We start from the raw sequence: 17,013 nt of genomic DNA on the forward strand, positions 1-17,013 counted from the left end.
AAGGCGACCGTTTTTACGCGGGCGCCTTTCTGGTTTGATTGAATGCTTACAGCAAATCGTACTGCTTGAGTTTCTTGCGCAGCGTGCCTCGGTTCAGCCCGAGCAGCTCGCTGGCCTTGGTCTGGTTGCCCTTGACGTAGTTCATCACGCACTCGAGCAGGGGAGCCTCGACTTCGGACAGCACCAGGTTGTACACATCCGTGACGGCAGCGCCCTCAAGGTGGGCGAAATAATTGTGCAGCGCCTTCTCGACACTCCCGCGAAGGGTCTGACCTTCTTCGCTTGGCGTATTGAGGTGCTGTTTCAAATTCACATTGTCGCTCACGGGTGTTGTTCCACTCACTAAAGTCTCGGTCATCATCGTCATGCGGCCACCCACTCTCCGTCCCCTGCCAGGCTCTTATAACGTTCGGCGAAGAAGCCCTGAACGTTGGCGCATTGTGCTTCCGTATCTTCCAAACGATTGAACTGGGCGCGAAACTCCCTGGCGCCCGGCAAGGTTGCGAGATACCAGCCCACATGCTTTCGAGCAATGCGTACGCCCATCACGTCTCCGTAGAAAACGTGCAGTGCAGCCAGATGCTCTAGCAGAATGCGTTCCACCTCGATCAGCTCCAGCGCCGGGAGTTTCTCGCCGGTACGCAGGAAATGATCGATCTCACGAAAAATCCATGGCCGCCCCTGGGCGGCCCGGCCTACCAACAGGCCATCGGCACCGGTCGCGTCGAGCACGTACCGGGCCTTCTCTGGTGAATCGATATCGCCGTTGGCAAAGACCGGCATCGACACCGCCTGCTTGATCGCGGCGATGGTGTCGTACTCCGCTTCACCGGTGTACAGATCGGCACGGGTGCGGCCATGCACCGCCAGCGCCGTAATGCCTGCCTGCTCGGCGATCTTCGCCACGGTCAGGCCGTTCTTGTTGTCCCGGTCCCAGCCGGTACGGATCTTCAGGGTGACCGGCACATCAACCGCGGCCACTACGGCCTGCAGGATCTCGGTCACCAGTGCTTCATCCTTCAACAGTGCGGAACCGGCGGCCTTGTTGCAGACCTTTTTCGCCGGACAGCCCATGTTGATGTCAATAATCTGTGCGCCCAGTTCGACGTTGGCCCGGGCGGCATCCGCCAGCATCTGTGCATCACCACCGGCGATCTGTACCGAGCGTGGCTCGGGATCACCTTCGTGGATCATGCGCATGCGCGACTTGCGGGTGTTCCACAAACTCATGTCGCTGGTGACCATTTCCGAGACTACTAGCCCTGCGCCCAATCGCTTGCACAGCTGACGAAAGGGTTGATCGGTGACGCCCGCCATGGGGGCGAGGATCAAGCCGTTGTGCAATGTGTATGGACCGATGCGTACCGCCGACATAGGACTTCCCTGTTGTGGGGCCGGATCATGAGAGTTCGAAAAAGGGTTGGCATGATACCCGCTCTCGATGACTGGATAAAGGCTGAATTGAACAAAATCTGAACAGTTATTCTGTTATCGCCAGCGGTTTGGTCTGAGCGGTCTCTGTCAGAAATGTGCCGTCAAACCGGTAACACTGAACCGTTTCACTCGGGCGAGTGGAAGCTCAGGCTGTAATTCACGGCTTTCGCGCCGGGGTCGAGAATATCCAGTGCGATGTGGATAGGCGTTTGTGGTGGCATTTCAGCCATGCCTTCGAGATCGCCGTTGAGGTACTCGCCGGGCTTGAAGCGACGGCTGGCGATCAGGTGACCATTGAGGTCGGCGAAGCGCAGTTCCAGCAACGGGAACGGCTGGGAGAACGGGGCGCGGTTGTAGATGATCGCGTCGACCACCAGCGCGCCGCTGAAGTCCGGGTGGCTGCGGACCACCAGGTTGCTGCTTTTGATCTTCGCGATGTCGACTTTGGACGGCACAGTGCAGCCGATTTGCGGGCACAGTTGCTGGAACCACGGACGGTACTGATCCTGCCGCGCCAGTTCGTCGAAGTGGTAGGCAATGTACTGGCCGGCGAGCGCGGCGGCACCCAGCACAATCAGCAGGAGCCAGAAGAGCCGCCGACCCCAGGGTGAGCGGCGCTTTTGCCAATCCAGTTGCAGCGGGTCGTCGGTCAGGTCGTGCAACGCTTCCACGCGCATCGCCGGTTCGCGCTTTTTGCGCAAGGGCTCGATCGAAGGCAGGTCGTCGTCGATATCGTCAGTCGCCGACAGGCGCTCATGATGCAGCGGGGCGTCGAGCGGGTCGTGCAGGCGCAACTGGGGCGGCACGGGCTCATCGTCCAGATCCACCGGTTCCAGGGACAGCGAAGGCTCGGTGCGCTCGTGGATGCTCGGCTCGAGCTCCAGTTCCGGCAAGTCATCTTCAGCCGCCTGCGCACGATCGGCAGCCGATTCGCTGAAGAGGCTGTCGGACCAGGGCTCTTCGGTCTCGACGTGATCGCGGCGCGCGCTCAGGCTGTCTTCGCGGTGCCGGCCGAATTCCGTGGTCGGCTGGATTTCCCGTTGTTCGAGTCGGGCGAGTTCTTCGTCCAGGTCGAGGGTGTCCAGATCCAGTTCGGCGGCGGTCCATTGCTTTTGGCTGATGGCGCGCTGCGCTGGCGCTTCGGCAATGGCCGGGGCCACCGGCGCGGGCGCATCTTTGCCAATCCGTTGCTCAAGCAACTGCTTGGCGGCGTTGAACACCTGCAAGCACGAGCCGCAACGAACCACTCCGCGGGCCACGCTCAATTGAGAGTGGCTGACGCGGAAACTGGTTTGGCAATGCGGGCACTGGGTGACGAAGCTGTCGGTCATGCGGCGATCCGGTTTATGCAGGCGTCCATTCTAGCGCCGACGGCCAGTGATGCGCACCCAGCCATCGCGATTGGCGATCGGGTCCAGATCGAAGTCTTGAGCGTAGGCCTTGGCGACGTCTTCACCTTGCTCGGCAAGGATGCCCGACAAGGCCAGACGGCCGCCCGGCTTGACCAGGCTGGACAATTGCGGCGCCAGGGAAACCAGCGGGCCGGCCAGAATATTGGCGACCAATACGTCGGCTTGAACCTGCGGCAGATCTTCCGGCAGGTACAGCGGGAACAGTTCTTCGGCAATGTTATTGCGCCCGGCGTTGTCGCGGGACGCTTCCAGCGCCTGCACGTCGATGTCGGTGCCGACCGCTTGCTTGGCACCCAGCAGCAGGGCGGCAATCGCCAGAATCCCTGAGCCGCAACCGAAGTCCAGCACGTTGCAGTCCTTCAGGTCCTGGCCGTCGAGCCATTCCAGGCACAGCGCGGTGGTCGGGTGCGTGCCGGTGCCGAACGCCAGGCCCGGATCCAGCAGCAGGTTCACGGCGTCGGGCTCAGGCGCGGCATGCCAGCTCGGAACGATCCACAGGCGCTGGCCGAAACGCATCGGCTGGAAACCGTCCATCCAGCTGCGCTCCCAATCCTGGTCTTCGATGATTTCGCTGTGATGCTCGGGCAACGGGCTGCCCGTCAGCAACTCAAGGTGGGCCAGCACGCTGGCGGGCTCGGTGCCACCTTCGAACAGCGCCAACAGGTGCGTGTGCGACCACAGCGGGGTGGTATTGAGTTCCGGTTCGAAGATCGGCTGATCTTCAGCGTCCATGAAGGTCACCGACACGGCGCCCACTTCAAGGAAAGCGTCTTCGTAGGTTTCGGCTTGTTCTGGGCTGATGGCGAGACGGACTTGCAGCCAAGGCATGGCGGGCACCTTTGAAAAATATTGATTGCAGCCTAGCGGGCTGCGAGAAGCGCGCAAGTTTACGCGAGCGCGCGGCATTTGTGGGAGCGGACAGCGCCGAATGCCACTCAGATGAAACGCAACACCCCTGTAGCAGCTGCGGATGATATGAAATGTCCAGAAACAACAAAGCCGCCCGAAGGCGGCTTTGTTGATGGGCTAAAGCTTAGTGCTTGTCGCCAGCCAGCTTGTGTTCCAGGTAGTGGATGTTGATTCCACCTTTGCAGAAGCCTTCATCGCGGACCAGGTCGCGGTGCAGCGGGATGTTGGTCTTGATCCCGTCGACAACGATTTCGTCCAGCGCATTGCGCATGCGCGCCAGGGCTTCGTCACGGGTTGCGCCGTAGGTGATCAGCTTGCCGATCAACGAATCGTAGTTCGGCGGAACGGCATAACCGCTGTACAGGTGCGAATCGACGCGAACGCCGTTGCCGCCTGGCGCGTGGAAATGCTTGACCGTGCCTGGGCTTGGCATGAAGGTTTTCGGGTCTTCGGCGTTGATCCGGCACTCAAGTGCGTGACCGCGGATGACGACGTCTTCCTGGGTGTACGACAGCTTGTTGCCAGCGGCGATGCTGAGCATCTCCTTGACGATGTCGATGCCGGTGACCATTTCCGATACCGGGTGCTCAACCTGAACGCGGGTGTTCATTTCGATGAAATAGAACGCGCCGTTCTCGTACAGGAACTCGAAAGTGCCTGCGCCACGGTAGTTGATGTCGATGCACGCCTTGACGCAGCGAGCGAGGACTTCGGCGCGAGCTTTCTCGTCGATGCCCGGTGCCGGCGCTTCTTCGAGAACCTTCTGGTGACGACGTTGCAGCGAGCAATCGCGGTCGCCCAGATGGATCGCGTGACCCTGGCCATCGGAAAGCACCTGGACTTCCACGTGACGTGGGTTGGTCAGGAATTTTTCCAGGTAGACCATCGGGTTGCCGAACGCCGCGCCTGCTTCGGAGCGGGTCAGTTTCGCCGAGGAGATCAGGTCTTCTTCTTTATGCACAACGCGCATGCCACGACCACCACCGCCGCCAGCGGCTTTGATGATCACCGGGTAACCGACTTCGCGACCGATGCGCAGAGCGGTTTCTTCGTCTTCAGGCAGCGGGCCGTCGGAACCCGGAACGGTTGGAACGCCTGCAGCGATCATGGCGTGCTTGGCCGATACCTTGTCGCCCATCAGGCGAATGGTGTCGGCTTTCGGGCCGATGAACGCGAAGCCGGAGTTTTCCACCTGTTCGGCGAAGTCGGCGTTTTCCGCAAGGAAACCGTAGCCTGGGTGAATGGCGGTAGCGCCAGTCACTTCAGCGGCAGCGATGATTGCCGGAATGTGCAGGTAAGAGTGGGCGGCCGAGGCCGGACCGATGCAGACGGATTCGTCTGCCAGGCCCAGGTGCATCAGCTCTTTGTCAGCCTTTGAGTAAACGGCGACGGTCTTGATGCCCATCTCTTTGCAGGCGCGCAGGATGCGCAGGGCAATCTCACCGCGGTTGGCGATCAGAACTTTTTCCAACTTCGCAGTCATCAAAGTCTCTCCGCGGTTCAAACGATGGTGAACAGCGGTTGGTCGTACTCAACCGGCTGGCCGTCTTCGACGAGGATGGATTCGATCACACCGCTGGTTTCAGCTTCGATGTGGTTCATCATCTTCATCGCTTCAACGATGCACAGGGTGTCGCCTTTCTTCACGGTCTGGCCCACTTCAACGAAGGACGGCGAGGACGGCGAGGATTTGCGATAGAACGTGCCGACCATCGGCGAACGGGCAACGGTGCCGTTCAGCACTGGCGCGGCCGGAGCAGCAGGAGCGGCAGCGGCAACCGGGGCAGCCGCAACAGGCGCAGGCGCCGGAGCATGCATCGGAGCCGGTGCGTAGTACTGCTGGGCCGGGGTCTTGCTATGACGGCTGATGCGTACGGACTCTTCGCCTTCCTTGATCTCGAGCTCGTCGATGCCGGACTCTTCCAGCAATTCGATCAGTTTCTTAACTTTACGGATATCCATGAATCATCAACTCCCAAGGGTCGGTCAGGGGCGTTTAACGCTTGTAGTTCAAGTCGTTGCCTGTGTTTCAAGCTGTTCTAGCGCGGCCTCCAGGGCCAGTCGGTAACCGCTGGCGCCAAGGCCGCAGATCACTCCCACCGCAACGTCGGAGAAGTAAGAGTGATGGCGGAAAGGTTCGCGTTTGTGCACGTTAGACAAATGCACTTCGATGAATGGGATGCTCACCGCCAGCAGCGCGTCACGTAATGCGACACTTGTGTGCGTAAAAGCTGCTGGGTTGATCAGAATGAAGTCCACGCCTTCGCTGCTGGCAGCGTGGATGCGGTCGATCAATTCGTACTCGGCGTTGCTTTGCAGGTGCAGCAAGTGGTGGCCGGCTTCACGGGCACGGCGTTCCAGGTCCTGGTTGATCTGCGCCAGTGTCGTGGCGCCATAGGTGCCCGGTTCACGGGTGCCGAGCATGTTCAGGTTGGGTCCGTGCAGAACCAGTAGCGTTGCCATCTGCTGTTCCTTGTTATCTGTGTGCAATTGTCAGAACCCGGCGACTATGCCGCAAAGCCTTTGTGACTGTCCAGTTCTATGCAATAGCCAGCACGATGGCCGATGTTTGCGCGAAATATATGACCGAGTGATTAAATCCGGTCATTTGCTTTCGCGACACGTTCGGCGAAGTCCGTGGCGTTGATCTCGCCGATCACCCGCACATCCGCACGTTCGACGCCGTCCTTGCCGAAAAACATCAGTGCCGGAGGGCCGAACAGTTTGTAGCGATCGAGCAGGGCGCGTTGTTCGGCGTTGCTGGCCGTGATGTCGAAGCGGATCAATCGATAGCCTTTGAGGCGCTCGACGACCTTGGCGTCGTTGAGCACCTCATGTTCGATGACTTTGCAGCTGATGCACCAGTCGGCGTACCAGTCGAGCAGCAGCGGCGTGCCGGAGGTTTTGGCGCTGGCGAGGGCGCGATCCAGTTCGGCCGGCGTGCTGATGGTTTGCCAATTGTTGCTGTCTTGCGCGGGTTCGCGGCTTGTGGTGATACGCGGCTGGCCAATCGGGTTGAGCGGATCGGTCTGGCCGCTGAAGGCACCGTACCAACAGGCCAGCGCGTAAAACAGCAGGAACATCCCGAGCAATTGCCCCAGGCGTTTTCGCGGTGGTTTGTAGACGAACTCCAAAGCGCCCATGAACAACCCGACGCCGCCGGCCAGCAAGCCGATCAGCAGCAAGGTGATCTGGCCCGGCATGACTCGGCTGAGCAGACCGATCGCCAGCCCCAGCAACAACACGCCAATCGCGTTTTTCACATAGATCAGCCACGGCCCGCTTTTCGGCAGCCAGGCGGCGCCGCCGGTGGCCACCAGCAACAGCGGTGCGCCCATGCCGAGGCCCAGCATGAACAGTTTCAATCCGCCGCCCAGTGCATCGCCGCTGGCGCTGATGTACAGCAGCGCGCCGGCCAGTGGTGCCGAGACGCAAGGCGAAACCAGCAGGCTGGACACCACGCCCAGTACCGCCGCGCCCCACAATGAGCCGCCTTCGGTGCGGCCGGCGATGCGGTCCAGCCGACTGCTGATAGCGTGCGGCAACTTGAGTTCGAAGACGCCGAACATCGCCAGGGCAAACACCGCAAAAAACAACGCGAACGGCACCAGCACCCAGGCCGATTGCAGCCGCGCCTGAAGATTGAGCTGCGCGCCGAACATACCCATCAACGCGCCGAGCAGGGCGAAGCAAGCGGCCATCGGCAGCACGTAAGCCAGGGACAAATTGAAACCGCGCAAACCACCCACCTGGCCGCGCAGCACCACGCCAGACAGGATTGGCAGCATCGGCAGTACGCAAGGGGTAAACGTCAGGCCTAGACCGGCAAGGAAGAACAGCGCGAGTTCTCGCCAGCCCCAACTTGTGGTGGCGCTGCCGGTGCCGTCGATGCTCAGGCGTTCGGTCTCGGGCGGATAGCACAGGCCTTTGTCGGCGCAGCCCTGATACGTCACCGCGAGGGTGAAGGCACGTTGATCGGTGCGCGGCAGTTCAACATCGAGAATGCCGTGGTAAACCTCTACGTCGCCGAAGTACTCGTCGTGCTTCTGTTCACCCTTGGGCAGTTGCGCCGCGCCCAGGCTGACATCGACGGGATCGGCGCGAAATTGAAAGCGATGGCGGTAGAGGTAGTAACCCTCGGTCGCGACGAAACGCAGCTTGATCGATTGCGGCGTGCTGTCGACCAGGCTCAGTTGAAAGGCTTCGCGCACCGGCAGGAAGTCGGCGCTGTTGTTGATCGAGCCCAGGGTGGCGCTGGGCCGGCTCTCCATCAAGCCGGCGGCGGTGGCCGGCAGGGCGAGCATTAGAAACAGCAGGCAAAGCAAACGGCGCATGACAATCTCGCGTATCGAAAGTGAGGGCATGATAGCGGACAGTCGTGCGGATTGCCCCGACCCTGTAGGAGCGAGGCTTGCCCGCGAAGAACGATAACGCGCTTTGCCTGTAAGACCCCGTCGCCTGGTTCGCGGGCAAGCCTCGCTCCTACAGGGTTGTGGCGGTCTGTCAGACGCGGAAGGCCTGGACGGCTGTGTGCAGTCGTCCGCCGAGCACAAGAAGATTCTCCCCTTGCTCACGCCCCTGGCCAATGCGCAGCAGGTTATCCCCGCCCAATTGATGAATCCGCTCACTGTGATCGCGGATTTCGCTGACAGCGCCGCTCTGCTGGGCGGTGACATCGGCGATGCGCACGGCGGTATCGGAAATGGTCTGGATCGCCCCGACGATTTTATCCAGCGCGCCGTCGGCCGCTTGCGCCTGATTGGCGGTGGCCTCGGCATGTTCGACTTGCGCGCGCATGCCTTCCACCGATTGCCGCGCGGCGGTTTGCAGGCCGGCGATCAGCGTCTGGATCTCCGCCGTGGCGCCGGCGGTGCGTTGCGCCAATGAGCGAACTTCCTCGGCGACCACCGCGAACCCCCGGCCCATTTCCCCGGCGCGGGCCGCTTCGATGGCCGCGTTCAGCGCCAACAGGTTGGTCTGGTCGGCAATCGAACGAATCACCGTCAACACGCCGCCAATGGTTGCCGACTCCTCGGCCAGGTGTTCGATCATCTGCGCGTTGCCTTGCACTTCGCCCACCAGCGCATGCAGGCCGGTCAGGCTCAGGCCGATGACTTTCTGCCCGTGCTCCACCGCCAGCCCGGCATGGCGACTGGCATCGGCAGCCTGGCTGGCATCACCGGCGACTTGCTGGATGGTCGCTTCCAGTTCGCCGAGGGAATCGCGGATCAGTGCGGTGTCGCCGGCCTGATGTTCGGCGCCGCTGTGCAGGTCGTTGCTCAGCTCGGCCAGGGTGCGGCTGCTGCCGGCGACCTGCTCGGCGTTGAGGCGAATGGTCCCCACCAAGTCCACCAGGTAGGCGCGCAAGCGATTGAGCGAGGCTTGAATGTCATGCAGTTCGCGATTGGTCTTGCCCAATTCAATGTCCCGGCTGAAGTCGCCTTCGGCCCAGGTCGAGAGCGCCGGCGCCAGGTTGGTCAGCGTTCGGGCCAGGCGTCGTTGCAGGGTGTCGATGAGCAGCGCGATCAACAGAATCAGGCCGATCATCAGCCCTTGCATTAGCCGCACTTCGCTCTGGATCTGCCCGTGCTGGGCGCGAACCACCGGTTCCAGCCCGGCGATGGCCTGCTGCACGGCGGTGATTTTCAGGTGAGTCGCGGCGCTCAGGTCGGCGCGTTTCTGAATCTGATCGCGGGTGCGCGTCAACTCGGCCGGGTAGCGGGTGAGGAGGCTGTTGAGTTCACGCTTGAGGCCGACACCCGCATCTTCGGCGGCGGCTTTTTCAGTGTTCTCCAGGCCCATCAGCGCGGCGAAATCATCGGTGCTCGATTCACTGCTGCTGGTCACGCCCAGCAACGGCAAGGCGTCCAGAAGTCCAGCCTGGGAGCGGATGTTGCTGACTTCGCGCTCGACATCGGCCGCCAGTTCGCTGCGACCGCTGCTGACCAATTTGTCCCGGGCCAGGGACAGCTTGCCCAAGTGCTGCGACGCGGTGAGCAATGGCGTCAGGTACGCAGCATTGCTGCTGGCGTATTGGCTGAGCTGATCGAGACTGGCGCCCAGTTCCCGCTCGGCTTGCAGCAGCAAAGCTTGCGGGTCGCCTGCGAGTTTGCCAGCGGCCAGCAGGTCGGTTTTGCTGAATTCGTCGAGGTTGGTCAGGCTCGGGCGCAGGGTTTCGGCCAATGCCGGTGGCAATTCACCGAGTTCCTTTTGCAGGCTGTCGATGGCCTGGCTGGCGCTGCTCAGGCGCAGGGCATCGCCGCTGGCGAGGTAATCCTCGATGTTGCGCGCGACTTCGTTTTGGAATTGCTGGGACAAACCCAGGTAACGCTCCATCAACAGGTACGGGCGCTCCAGGGCTTTTTGCGACCACCAAAGGGTCACGCCGAGGGCCACGCAGACGGCGACTAAAAGGAGGGTATTGAGATTGGTCAGCAGCTTCAGGCGCATCGCGGGTCTACCAACGGCAGAATGGTAAGCGCCTGAAGTTATTGCGTTTCTGTTACAGGGTTATGACCGAGAGGGTCGTTTCCGATGAAAAGGTGGCACTTTGCTTTGACGTCCGCGCGGCTTGTACGCGATTGCGTCCGGCGTGCTTGGCGCGGTACAGCGCTTCGTCTGCCTGGCTGGCCATCATCAGACCGTCGGTGTTTTCGCACAGCTCGACCACCCCGGCGCTGAACGTGCACCACAAGTCCTGGGGCTGGGCAGGGTAGTGAATTTCGGCAAAGCGCTGACGGATTTCATCCAGGACTTTGTAGGCCGATTCGAGATCGGTGTCCGGCATGACGATGGCAAACTCTTCACCGCCGTAACGGCCAATGAAGTCGGTCTTGCGCAGCCGTTGCTTGAGGAACAGCGCCAGGCTCTTGATCACCCGGTCGCCCATGGGGTGGCCATGGCTGTCGTTGACCCGCTTGAAATGGTCGATGTCGAGCATCGCAAAGCTCAGCGGCTTGTCTTCGCGGCGAGCGCGGAAGCTGCAATCTTCGAGCAACTGCAGAATGTGCGTGTGGTTGTACAGCCCGGTGAGGCTGTCGCGGACCATCCGAGCCTTGAGATTGCGTGCCCGTGCCGCGCGGTTGCGTACGGTGGTGATCAGGTGGCGCGGCTTGATCGGTTTGGTCAGGAAGTCATCGCCGCCCTCGCTCATGGCATCGAGCTGCTTGTCCAGGTCGTCTTCGGCCGACAGGTAAATGATCGGCACGCTGACATAACGATCGTTATGGCGGATCACCTTGGCCAGTTCGGTACCGGTGCAGGCTGGCATGTACATGTCGAGGATAATCAGGTCCGGCTGGAAATCCGCCAGCTCGGCCATCGCCTGAATCGGCTCGATCAAGGTCCGGGTGACGATCCCGGCGCTGTTCAGCAGGCGCTCGGTGTGCAGCGCCTGGGCGCGGGAGTCGTCGATGATCAGCACTTTATACGGTTCGTACTGGGCGACGCAGGTCAGGACTTCGATCTTCTCCAGCAGGCTCGAGGCTTCGAGGGTGCCGGTCAGGAACTCCTGGCCACCGGCACGCACAGCGGCGAGACGGGTCGGCGTATCAGTTTCGTGCAGGCTGAAAAACAGCAACGGCAAAGGCTCATCCAGACCGACCTGGGCTTCGGCGGCCAGTTTCAGGCCGATACCGGTGCCACTGAAGTCCACGTCCATGACGATCGCCGCCGGCAAACGCTCGACCATCGAGGAGCGAAACGCGGATACGCTGTCCAGGGACTGGGCGCTGAGGCCGAAGAATTCCAGTTGCTTGGCCAGGCGCTCGGCGCGCTCGTGATCCTGCAGCATCACATAGATCGGTTTGCGCAGCGGCGGCAGGAAGGTGTGCTCGAACTGGTCGCCATGACGCAGGCCGGTGCGCGACAGGCGCTGCATCAAGCGATTGAGGTCAGTGATCAATCCGCTGCTCAGGCGTCCGCGATTGGCGTCGACAGCCTCCAGCGATTGGCCGATGTGGCGCGCCAGTTGGGAGTGTTCCGGTTGTTCGAAGCGCTCGGCGAAACGCAGCAGGCGCAGGTTGGCCTCGCTCAGTTCCGATAGGTCGGTGGTGGACCACTCACTGCGTTGCAGGCGTTGCCAGATCTCAAGAATTTGACGTGCCTGATGAATTACCCGCTGGGCAAAGTGGTGCTTGAGGCGCTCACGGCTGGGGTCTTCTGGCTCGGTCATATCCTGACTACTAGTTAGGGTGCATGCTGAGGTCGACTGGTGGCTCTATGCTAGCACCTCTTTTGTATTGGATGAGTGTCGTACGTCAATAATCTGCAAAGCGATGCCATTCAGTTTCTGACCGAGCGGTCTGAATAGTGTCGTCATCACGCTGCATAGGCCCTGTGGGCCGGGGTTTCGGAAGCTTCCTGCGTCATTTCAAGGAAACGGCTGAGTGAGTTTCGGGTCTCGTCTGTCAGGGATTTCTGATTTTTCGCGGGTGTGATTCGAGCGGGATTTTTGGCGGGTAGGGGTCAGGGATTCCCCTATAGGCCGTTGGCAACATCATGGCGCCAAGACGTTGGTTTCCGACTGATTTGCTCAAGTCTTTGGCGTACCTACCCGCCGCACCTCTATTGACGCTTCACGAAATGCGGCAGATTTCAATGAGCCTCATCGGCGTTATCGCTTGAATTCATCAGCAACGGTTGCCGCGGGTTCAGTCATGATTTTTCCGGATAAACCCAACGACGGGTGCCGGCCAAAGGCACGTTGTTGTATGGTTGTGGTCGAACCGATGAACTCAAGTGATTGAAAGGATATCGCCATGCTGGACTGGAAGAACCGCGCGGGCAGCGCGCCTGAACGTGCCGCCGAACCGAAGTCGGCCACCCGCAGTTATGTTGGCGGCCTGTTGTTCAGCCGGGCGCTGGCCACTCTGATCGGCCTTTATCTGCTGGTAGCGATTGCCCTGGGCTGGTACTGGAGCCAGGAGCCTGCGCTGTTCCCGGTTCAGCAAAATGCCCAACTGGCTGCCGAGAAAGAAGGCAAACAGATGGTCATCGGCTACACCACGGTCGAAACCCTCAAGACCGTTGCCGGTACGTTGCTGACCAAGCCCGGTGGCTATATTTCCAACGACCGTTTCCCGCCGGGCCTGTGGATGGACAATACGCCGAGCTGGGAATATGGCGTGCTGGTCCAGGTTCGCGATTTGAGCCGTGCCTTGCGTAAAGACTTCGCCCGTTCCCAGTCGCAGTCCACCGAAGACGCGGACCTGGCCAAGGCCGAGCCGCGTTTCAACTTCGACAATAAAAGCTGGGTGCTGCCGTCCAGTGAGTCCGAGTATCAGGAAGGCATCAATTCCCTGAGTCGTTATCAGGCGCGCCTGTCCGATCCGAACCAGAAGAGCGCGCTGTTCTATGCCCGCGCTGACAACCTGAACAACTGGCTGGGCGATGTGGGCACCCGTCTGGGTTCGCTGTCGCAACGGCTGTCGGCCAGTGTCGGTCGGGTCAAGCTCAATACCGCCCTGAAAACCGAAGTCGTGGCCCCGGGTCAGGTGCCGCAGGTTGACGAAGAAATCGTCGAAACCCCGTGGATGCAGATCGACAACGTGTTCTATGAAGCCCGCGGTCAGGCGTGGGCCTTGTCTCACCTGCTGCGCGCCATCGAAGTCGACTTCGCCGATGTACTGGCCAAGAAGAATGCCACGGTCAGCGTGCGCCAGATCATTCGTGAACTGGAAGCGTCGCAAGAACCGGTGTGGAGCCCGATGATCCTCAACGGCAGCGGTTTCGGCGTGCTGGCCAACCACTCGCTGGTCATGGCCAATTACATTTCCCGGGCCAACGCCGCGGTGATCGATTTGCGTCAACTGCTCAATCAGGGCTGAGTCATGGTCGATAACGCCAGGGAAGCCGCCCATCGTGCGGCTTCGGATGCCGAACAGATCGCCTGGGTCGACGAGCAGGACAACCTGCTCGGCGCCCTGGTCCGTGCCGACCTGCGCGAGCGCGGGCTGATCGGCCGGGGCACTTATATAATGCTGTTCAATTCCGCCGGTGAGCTCTGTGTGCATCGGCGCACCCTGAGCAAGGCGATCTATCCGGGGTACTGGGACGTAGCGGCGGGAGGCATGGTGCTCGCCACTGAAACCTACGCCGAATCGGCGGCTCGGGAGCTGGAAGAAGAGTTGGGGGTGAGCGGCGTGGAACTGACCGCTCACGACCACTTTTTCTTTGAAGACACGGGCAACCGGCTGTGGTGTTCGGCGTTTTCGGCGGTGTGGGACGGTCCGTTGATCCTGCAACCTGAGGAAGTGCTCGAAGCGCGCTTTATCCCCATTGATCAGGTCATGCTGGAAATCCAGCAAAAGCCTTACTGCCCGGACTCTCTGGCTGCGTTGAAGCGCTATTTGCGGTCTCGTGGTCAGGACGTCGCAAAAGAGGCATAAATTGGCGCCGATTGGCTCTTAGCAAGTCGGCTTTTTGCCGTTACACTGCGCGACCTTTTCAAACTGAACCGGCATTGCTTTTCTGTAGGAGCGAAGCTTGCTCGCGAAGGACGCAGAGACGACGCGTACATTCTGAATGCACGCGTTTTCGTTGAAGTCCATCGCTGGCAAGCCAGCTCCCACAAGGTTGTACCGGTTCAGTAGCGCTGCCCCTGCCTGAGTGGGGCTTCGCGGTCGATGGCGCCTGCCCAGGTGCCGCGACCAGTCTTTGTCCTCCCAAGAGGATTGCCGGTGGCCAAAAAAGCCGCATCCTTCGCCGCCCTTGGTGGCCTGGTATTTTCCACCGACGCAGGTCGTCATTGCCCGGATTGCAGTAAGCCGGTGGACGCCTGTATCTGCAAACAGACCGTTATCCCGGCCGGCGACGGCATCGCTCGCGTGCGTCGCGAAAGCAAGGGCCGTGGCGGCAAGACGGTGACCACTATCACCGGCGTGCCGTTGGCCGAAGACGCGCTCAAGGACCTGGCCACCACGTTGAAGAAACGGTGCGGCACCGGTGGAGCGTTGAAAGACGGAATCATTGAAATCCAGGGCGATCATGTCGAGCTACTCTTGGGCGAGCTGATCAAACTCGGTTTCAAAGCGAAGAAGTCCGGCGGCTAGCAGCCTCTGTGAAAACCACCCTCGGCTTGATCCAGTCCTGACAGCAGGCCTGGCGTCGCCTACATGGTTTTCACAGAGCCTGTTCTGACTGGTTTCTAAACTCACTGCGGTCGGCGAGGTCTATCCCTCGTTGACGAACCGTCATTTTCATTCTTTAGACTGCGCCGGCCTGAACTCAGGCGACGCACTATGACTTCTTTATAGGGGACTTCGATGTCCGTACGACGCACACGTAAAGACGATGGCAGCCAATGGACCGTTGCGGACAGCCGCAGTGTCTACGGGATTCGCCATTGGGGGGCCGGGTATTTCGCGATCAATGACGCCGGTCGCGTCGAAGTTCGCCCGAACGGTCCGACCAGTTCGCCTATCGACCTCTTCGAGCAAGTCGACCAGCTGCGCAAGAGCGGCTTGTCCTTGCCACTGTTGGTGCGTTTCCCGGATATCCTGCAAGACCGCGTGCGTCAGCTGACTGGCGCGTTCGATGCCAACATCGAGCGTCTGGAATACCAGAGCAAGTACACCGCGCTGTACCCGATCAAAGTGAACCAGCAAGAAGCGGTGATCGAAAACATCATCGCCACCCAGGACGTGTCCATCGGTCTGGAAGCCGGCTCCAAGCCTGAGCTGCTGGCCGTGCTGGCCCTGGCGCCGAAGGGCGGCACCATCGTCTGCAACGGCTACAAGGACCGCGAGTTCATTCGCCTGGCGCTGATGGGCCAGAAGCTCGGTCACAACGTGTTCATCGTGATCGAGAAAGAATCCGAAGTTGAGCTGGTGATCGAAGAAGCGGCGTCGCTGAAGGTCAAGCCACAGGTTGGCCTGCGCGTGCGTCTGTCGTCCCTGGCCTCGTCCAAGTGGGCTGACACGGGCGGCGAGAAATCCAAGTTCGGTCTGTCGGCGGCGCAATTGCTCTCGGTGGTCGAGCGTTTCCGCGCGGCGGGCCTGGATCAGGGCATTCGCCTGCTGCACTTCCACATGGGCTCGCAGATCGCCAACCTGGCGGACTACCAGCACGGCTTCAAGGAAGCGATTCGTTACTACGGCGAACTGCGTAACCTCGGCCTGCCGGTGGACCACATCGACGTCGGTGGCGGTTTGGGCGTCGACTACGACGGTACCCACTCGCGTAACGCCAGCTCGATCAACTACGACATGGACGATTACGCCGGTGTCGTGGTCGGGATGCTCAAGGAATTCTGCGACGCGCAGAGCCTGCCGCACCCGAACATCTTCTCCGAGAGCGGCCGTTCCCTGACCGCGCACCACGCCATGCTGGTGGTGCAAGTGACCGACGTCGAGAAGCACAACGACGACGTGCCGCAGATCGAGAACAAGGAAGCGCTGCCGGAAACCGTGCAGTGGCTGGTGGACCTGCTGGGTCCGACCGACATCGAAATGGTCACCGAGACCTACTGGCGCGCCACGCACTACATGAGCGACGTGGCCACCCAATACGCCGATGGCAAGCTGACCCTGGCCGAGAAAGCCCTGGCCGAGCAATGCTACTTCGCCGTGTGCCGTCGCCTGCACAACTCGTTGAAAGCCCGTCAGCGCTCCCACCGCCAAGTGCTCGACGAACTCAACGACAAGCTCGCCGACAAGTACATCTGCAACTTCTCGGTGTTCCAGAGCCTGCCGGACACCTGGGCCATCGGCCAGGTCCTGCCGATCCTGCCGCTGCACCGTCTCGACGAAGAGCCGCTGCGTCGTGCGGTGCTGCAGGATCTGACCTGCGACTCCGACGGCAAGATCAAGCAATACGTCGACGAGCAGAGCATCGAGACCAGTTTGCCTGTGCACGCGCTGAACGAGGGTGAAGACTACCTGCTGGGGATCTTCCTGGTCGGCGCTTACCAGGAAATTCTCGGCGACATGCACAACCTGTTCGGTGACACCGACTCGGTGAACATCTATCAGAATGCCGACGGCAGCGTGTACCACGCGGGTATCGAAACCCACGACACCATCGAAGACATGCTGCGTTACGTGCACTTGTCGCCAGAAGAACTGATGACTCACTACCGCGACAAGTGCGCCAGCGCCCGCATCACGGCCGCCGAGCGCACCCAGTTCCTCGACGCCCTGCGTCTGGGCCTGACCCGTTCGTCTTACCTGTCTTCTTGAGGTAAGTCGTCACTGTCATCAGGTTGTCTGAAAATGTTCCGCACGCTGCGGAAATTTCAGATGACCTGGTGCGGTGTCTC

The 17,013-nt window shown here is 60.8% G+C and carries 14 protein-coding genes; 4 read left to right on the forward strand and 10 right to left on the reverse strand.

What is annotated here, in order from left to right; all coding sequences use genetic code 11:
- Window positions 1-46: 46 nt before the first annotated feature.
- The 10 genes from fis to gcbA all read right to left on the reverse strand — a co-directional run bounded on the left by fis (window position 47) and on the right by gcbA (window position 11,928).
- A complete protein-coding gene (gene fis / locus ACA057_RS03010) occupies window positions 47-367 on the reverse strand; it encodes a DNA-binding transcriptional regulator Fis (RefSeq protein WP_007907419.1) in 321 nt (106 codons plus the stop codon).
- The gene (dusB, locus tag ACA057_RS03015; protein ID WP_401359810.1) at window positions 364-1,374 is read right to left on the reverse strand and encodes a tRNA dihydrouridine synthase DusB; all 1,011 of its coding nucleotides are present in this window, start codon (window positions 1,372-1,374) and stop codon (window positions 364-366) included. The genes fis and dusB overlap by 4 nt, the downstream gene beginning before the upstream one ends.
- Window positions 1,375-1,559: 185 nt before the next feature.
- Entirely contained in the window at window positions 1,560-2,765 is a 1,206-nt protein-coding gene (locus tag ACA057_RS03020) for a DUF3426 domain-containing protein (protein WP_497345832.1), read from the reverse strand.
- A 30-nt stretch (window positions 2,766-2,795) separates the two neighbouring features.
- Entirely contained in the window at window positions 2,796-3,674 is an 879-nt protein-coding gene (prmA, locus tag ACA057_RS03025) for a 50S ribosomal protein L11 methyltransferase (RefSeq protein ID WP_497345834.1), read from the reverse strand.
- Window positions 3,675-3,879: 205 nt separating this feature from the next.
- Window positions 3,880-5,238: an acetyl-CoA carboxylase biotin carboxylase subunit gene (gene accC, locus ACA057_RS03030; protein ID WP_017336341.1), complete on the reverse strand. Its 1,359-nt coding sequence runs from the start codon at window positions 5,236-5,238 to the stop codon at window positions 3,880-3,882.
- 17 nt (window positions 5,239-5,255) lie between these two features.
- A complete protein-coding gene (gene accB, locus ACA057_RS03035) occupies window positions 5,256-5,717 on the reverse strand; it encodes an acetyl-CoA carboxylase biotin carboxyl carrier protein (protein ID WP_054044024.1) in 462 nt (153 codons plus the stop codon).
- A gap of 48 nt (window positions 5,718-5,765) precedes the next feature.
- Window positions 5,766-6,218, reverse strand: a complete 453-nt coding sequence (aroQ, locus tag ACA057_RS03040; protein ID WP_074873434.1) for a type II 3-dehydroquinate dehydratase — start codon at window positions 6,216-6,218, stop codon at window positions 5,766-5,768.
- Window positions 6,219-6,349: 131 nt separating this feature from the next.
- The gene (locus tag ACA057_RS03045; protein WP_497345837.1) at window positions 6,350-8,089 is read right to left on the reverse strand and encodes a protein-disulfide reductase DsbD; all 1,740 of its coding nucleotides are present in this window, start codon (window positions 8,087-8,089) and stop codon (window positions 6,350-6,352) included.
- Window positions 8,090-8,258: 169 nt separating this feature from the next.
- A complete protein-coding gene (locus ACA057_RS03050) occupies window positions 8,259-10,205 on the reverse strand; it encodes a methyl-accepting chemotaxis protein (RefSeq protein ID WP_497345839.1) in 1,947 nt (648 codons plus the stop codon).
- A 52-nt stretch (window positions 10,206-10,257) separates the two neighbouring features.
- The gene (gcbA, locus tag ACA057_RS03055; protein WP_497345841.1) at window positions 10,258-11,928 is read right to left on the reverse strand and encodes a diguanylate cyclase GcbA; all 1,671 of its coding nucleotides are present in this window, start codon (window positions 11,926-11,928) and stop codon (window positions 10,258-10,260) included.
- Between the two features lie 586 nt (window positions 11,929-12,514).
- Between gcbA and ACA057_RS03060 the strand changes: the two genes are divergently transcribed.
- From ACA057_RS03060 to speA, 4 genes are all read left to right on the forward strand, one after another.
- Window positions 12,515-13,582 (forward strand): DUF2333 family protein, encoded by a 1,068-nt coding sequence (locus ACA057_RS03060; RefSeq protein WP_497345843.1) that lies wholly within the window; start codon window positions 12,515-12,517, stop codon window positions 13,580-13,582.
- Between the two features lie 3 nt (window positions 13,583-13,585).
- Window positions 13,586-14,143 (forward strand): NUDIX hydrolase, encoded by a 558-nt coding sequence (locus tag ACA057_RS03065; RefSeq protein WP_497345845.1) that lies wholly within the window; start codon window positions 13,586-13,588, stop codon window positions 14,141-14,143.
- A gap of 291 nt (window positions 14,144-14,434) precedes the next feature.
- Window positions 14,435-14,806 carry a translation initiation factor Sui1 gene (locus ACA057_RS03070; RefSeq protein ID WP_008031278.1) on the forward strand — a complete coding sequence of 124 codons (372 nt, stop codon included), beginning with the start codon at window positions 14,435-14,437 and terminating at the stop codon, window positions 14,804-14,806.
- A gap of 213 nt (window positions 14,807-15,019) precedes the next feature.
- Window positions 15,020-16,933, forward strand: coding sequence for an arginine decarboxylase (speA, locus tag ACA057_RS03075; RefSeq protein WP_059405726.1), 1,914 nt, complete (start codon window positions 15,020-15,022; stop codon window positions 16,931-16,933).
- Window positions 16,934-17,013: the final 80 nt, after the last annotated feature.

Source organism: Pseudomonas sp. LBUM1661 (assembly GCF_059695925.1).

Coding starts and splice junctions, on each gene's coding strand:
- gcbA (WP_497345841.1), bottom strand. CDS start 11,928: ATGACCGAGCCAGAAGACCCCAGCCGTGAGCGCCTCAAGCACCACTTT.
- ACA057_RS03065 (WP_497345845.1), top strand. CDS start 13,586: ATGGTCGATAACGCCAGGGAAGCCGCCCATCGTGCGGCTTCGGATGCC.
- dusB (WP_401359810.1), bottom strand. CDS start 1,374: ATGTCGGCGGTACGCATCGGTCCATACACATTGCACAACGGCTTGATC.
- ACA057_RS03050 (WP_497345839.1), bottom strand. CDS start 10,205: ATGCGCCTGAAGCTGCTGACCAATCTCAATACCCTCCTTTTAGTCGCC.
- accB (WP_054044024.1), bottom strand. CDS start 5,717: ATGGATATCCGTAAAGTTAAGAAACTGATCGAATTGCTGGAAGAGTCC.
- prmA (WP_497345834.1), bottom strand. CDS start 3,674: ATGCCTTGGCTGCAAGTCCGTCTCGCCATCAGCCCAGAACAAGCCGAA.
- ACA057_RS03045 (WP_497345837.1), bottom strand. CDS start 8,089: ATGCGCCGTTTGCTTTGCCTGCTGTTTCTAATGCTCGCCCTGCCGGCC.
- ACA057_RS03020 (WP_497345832.1), bottom strand. CDS start 2,765: ATGACCGACAGCTTCGTCACCCAGTGCCCGCATTGCCAAACCAGTTTC.
- fis (WP_007907419.1), bottom strand. CDS start 367: ATGACGATGATGACCGAGACTTTAGTGAGTGGAACAACACCCGTGAGC.
- aroQ (WP_074873434.1), bottom strand. CDS start 6,218: ATGGCAACGCTACTGGTTCTGCACGGACCCAACCTGAACATGCTCGGC.
- speA (WP_059405726.1), top strand. CDS start 15,020: ATGTCCGTACGACGCACACGTAAAGACGATGGCAGCCAATGGACCGTT.
- accC (WP_017336341.1), bottom strand. CDS start 5,238: ATGACTGCGAAGTTGGAAAAAGTTCTGATCGCCAACCGCGGTGAGATT.
- ACA057_RS03060 (WP_497345843.1), top strand. CDS start 12,515: ATGCTGGACTGGAAGAACCGCGCGGGCAGCGCGCCTGAACGTGCCGCC.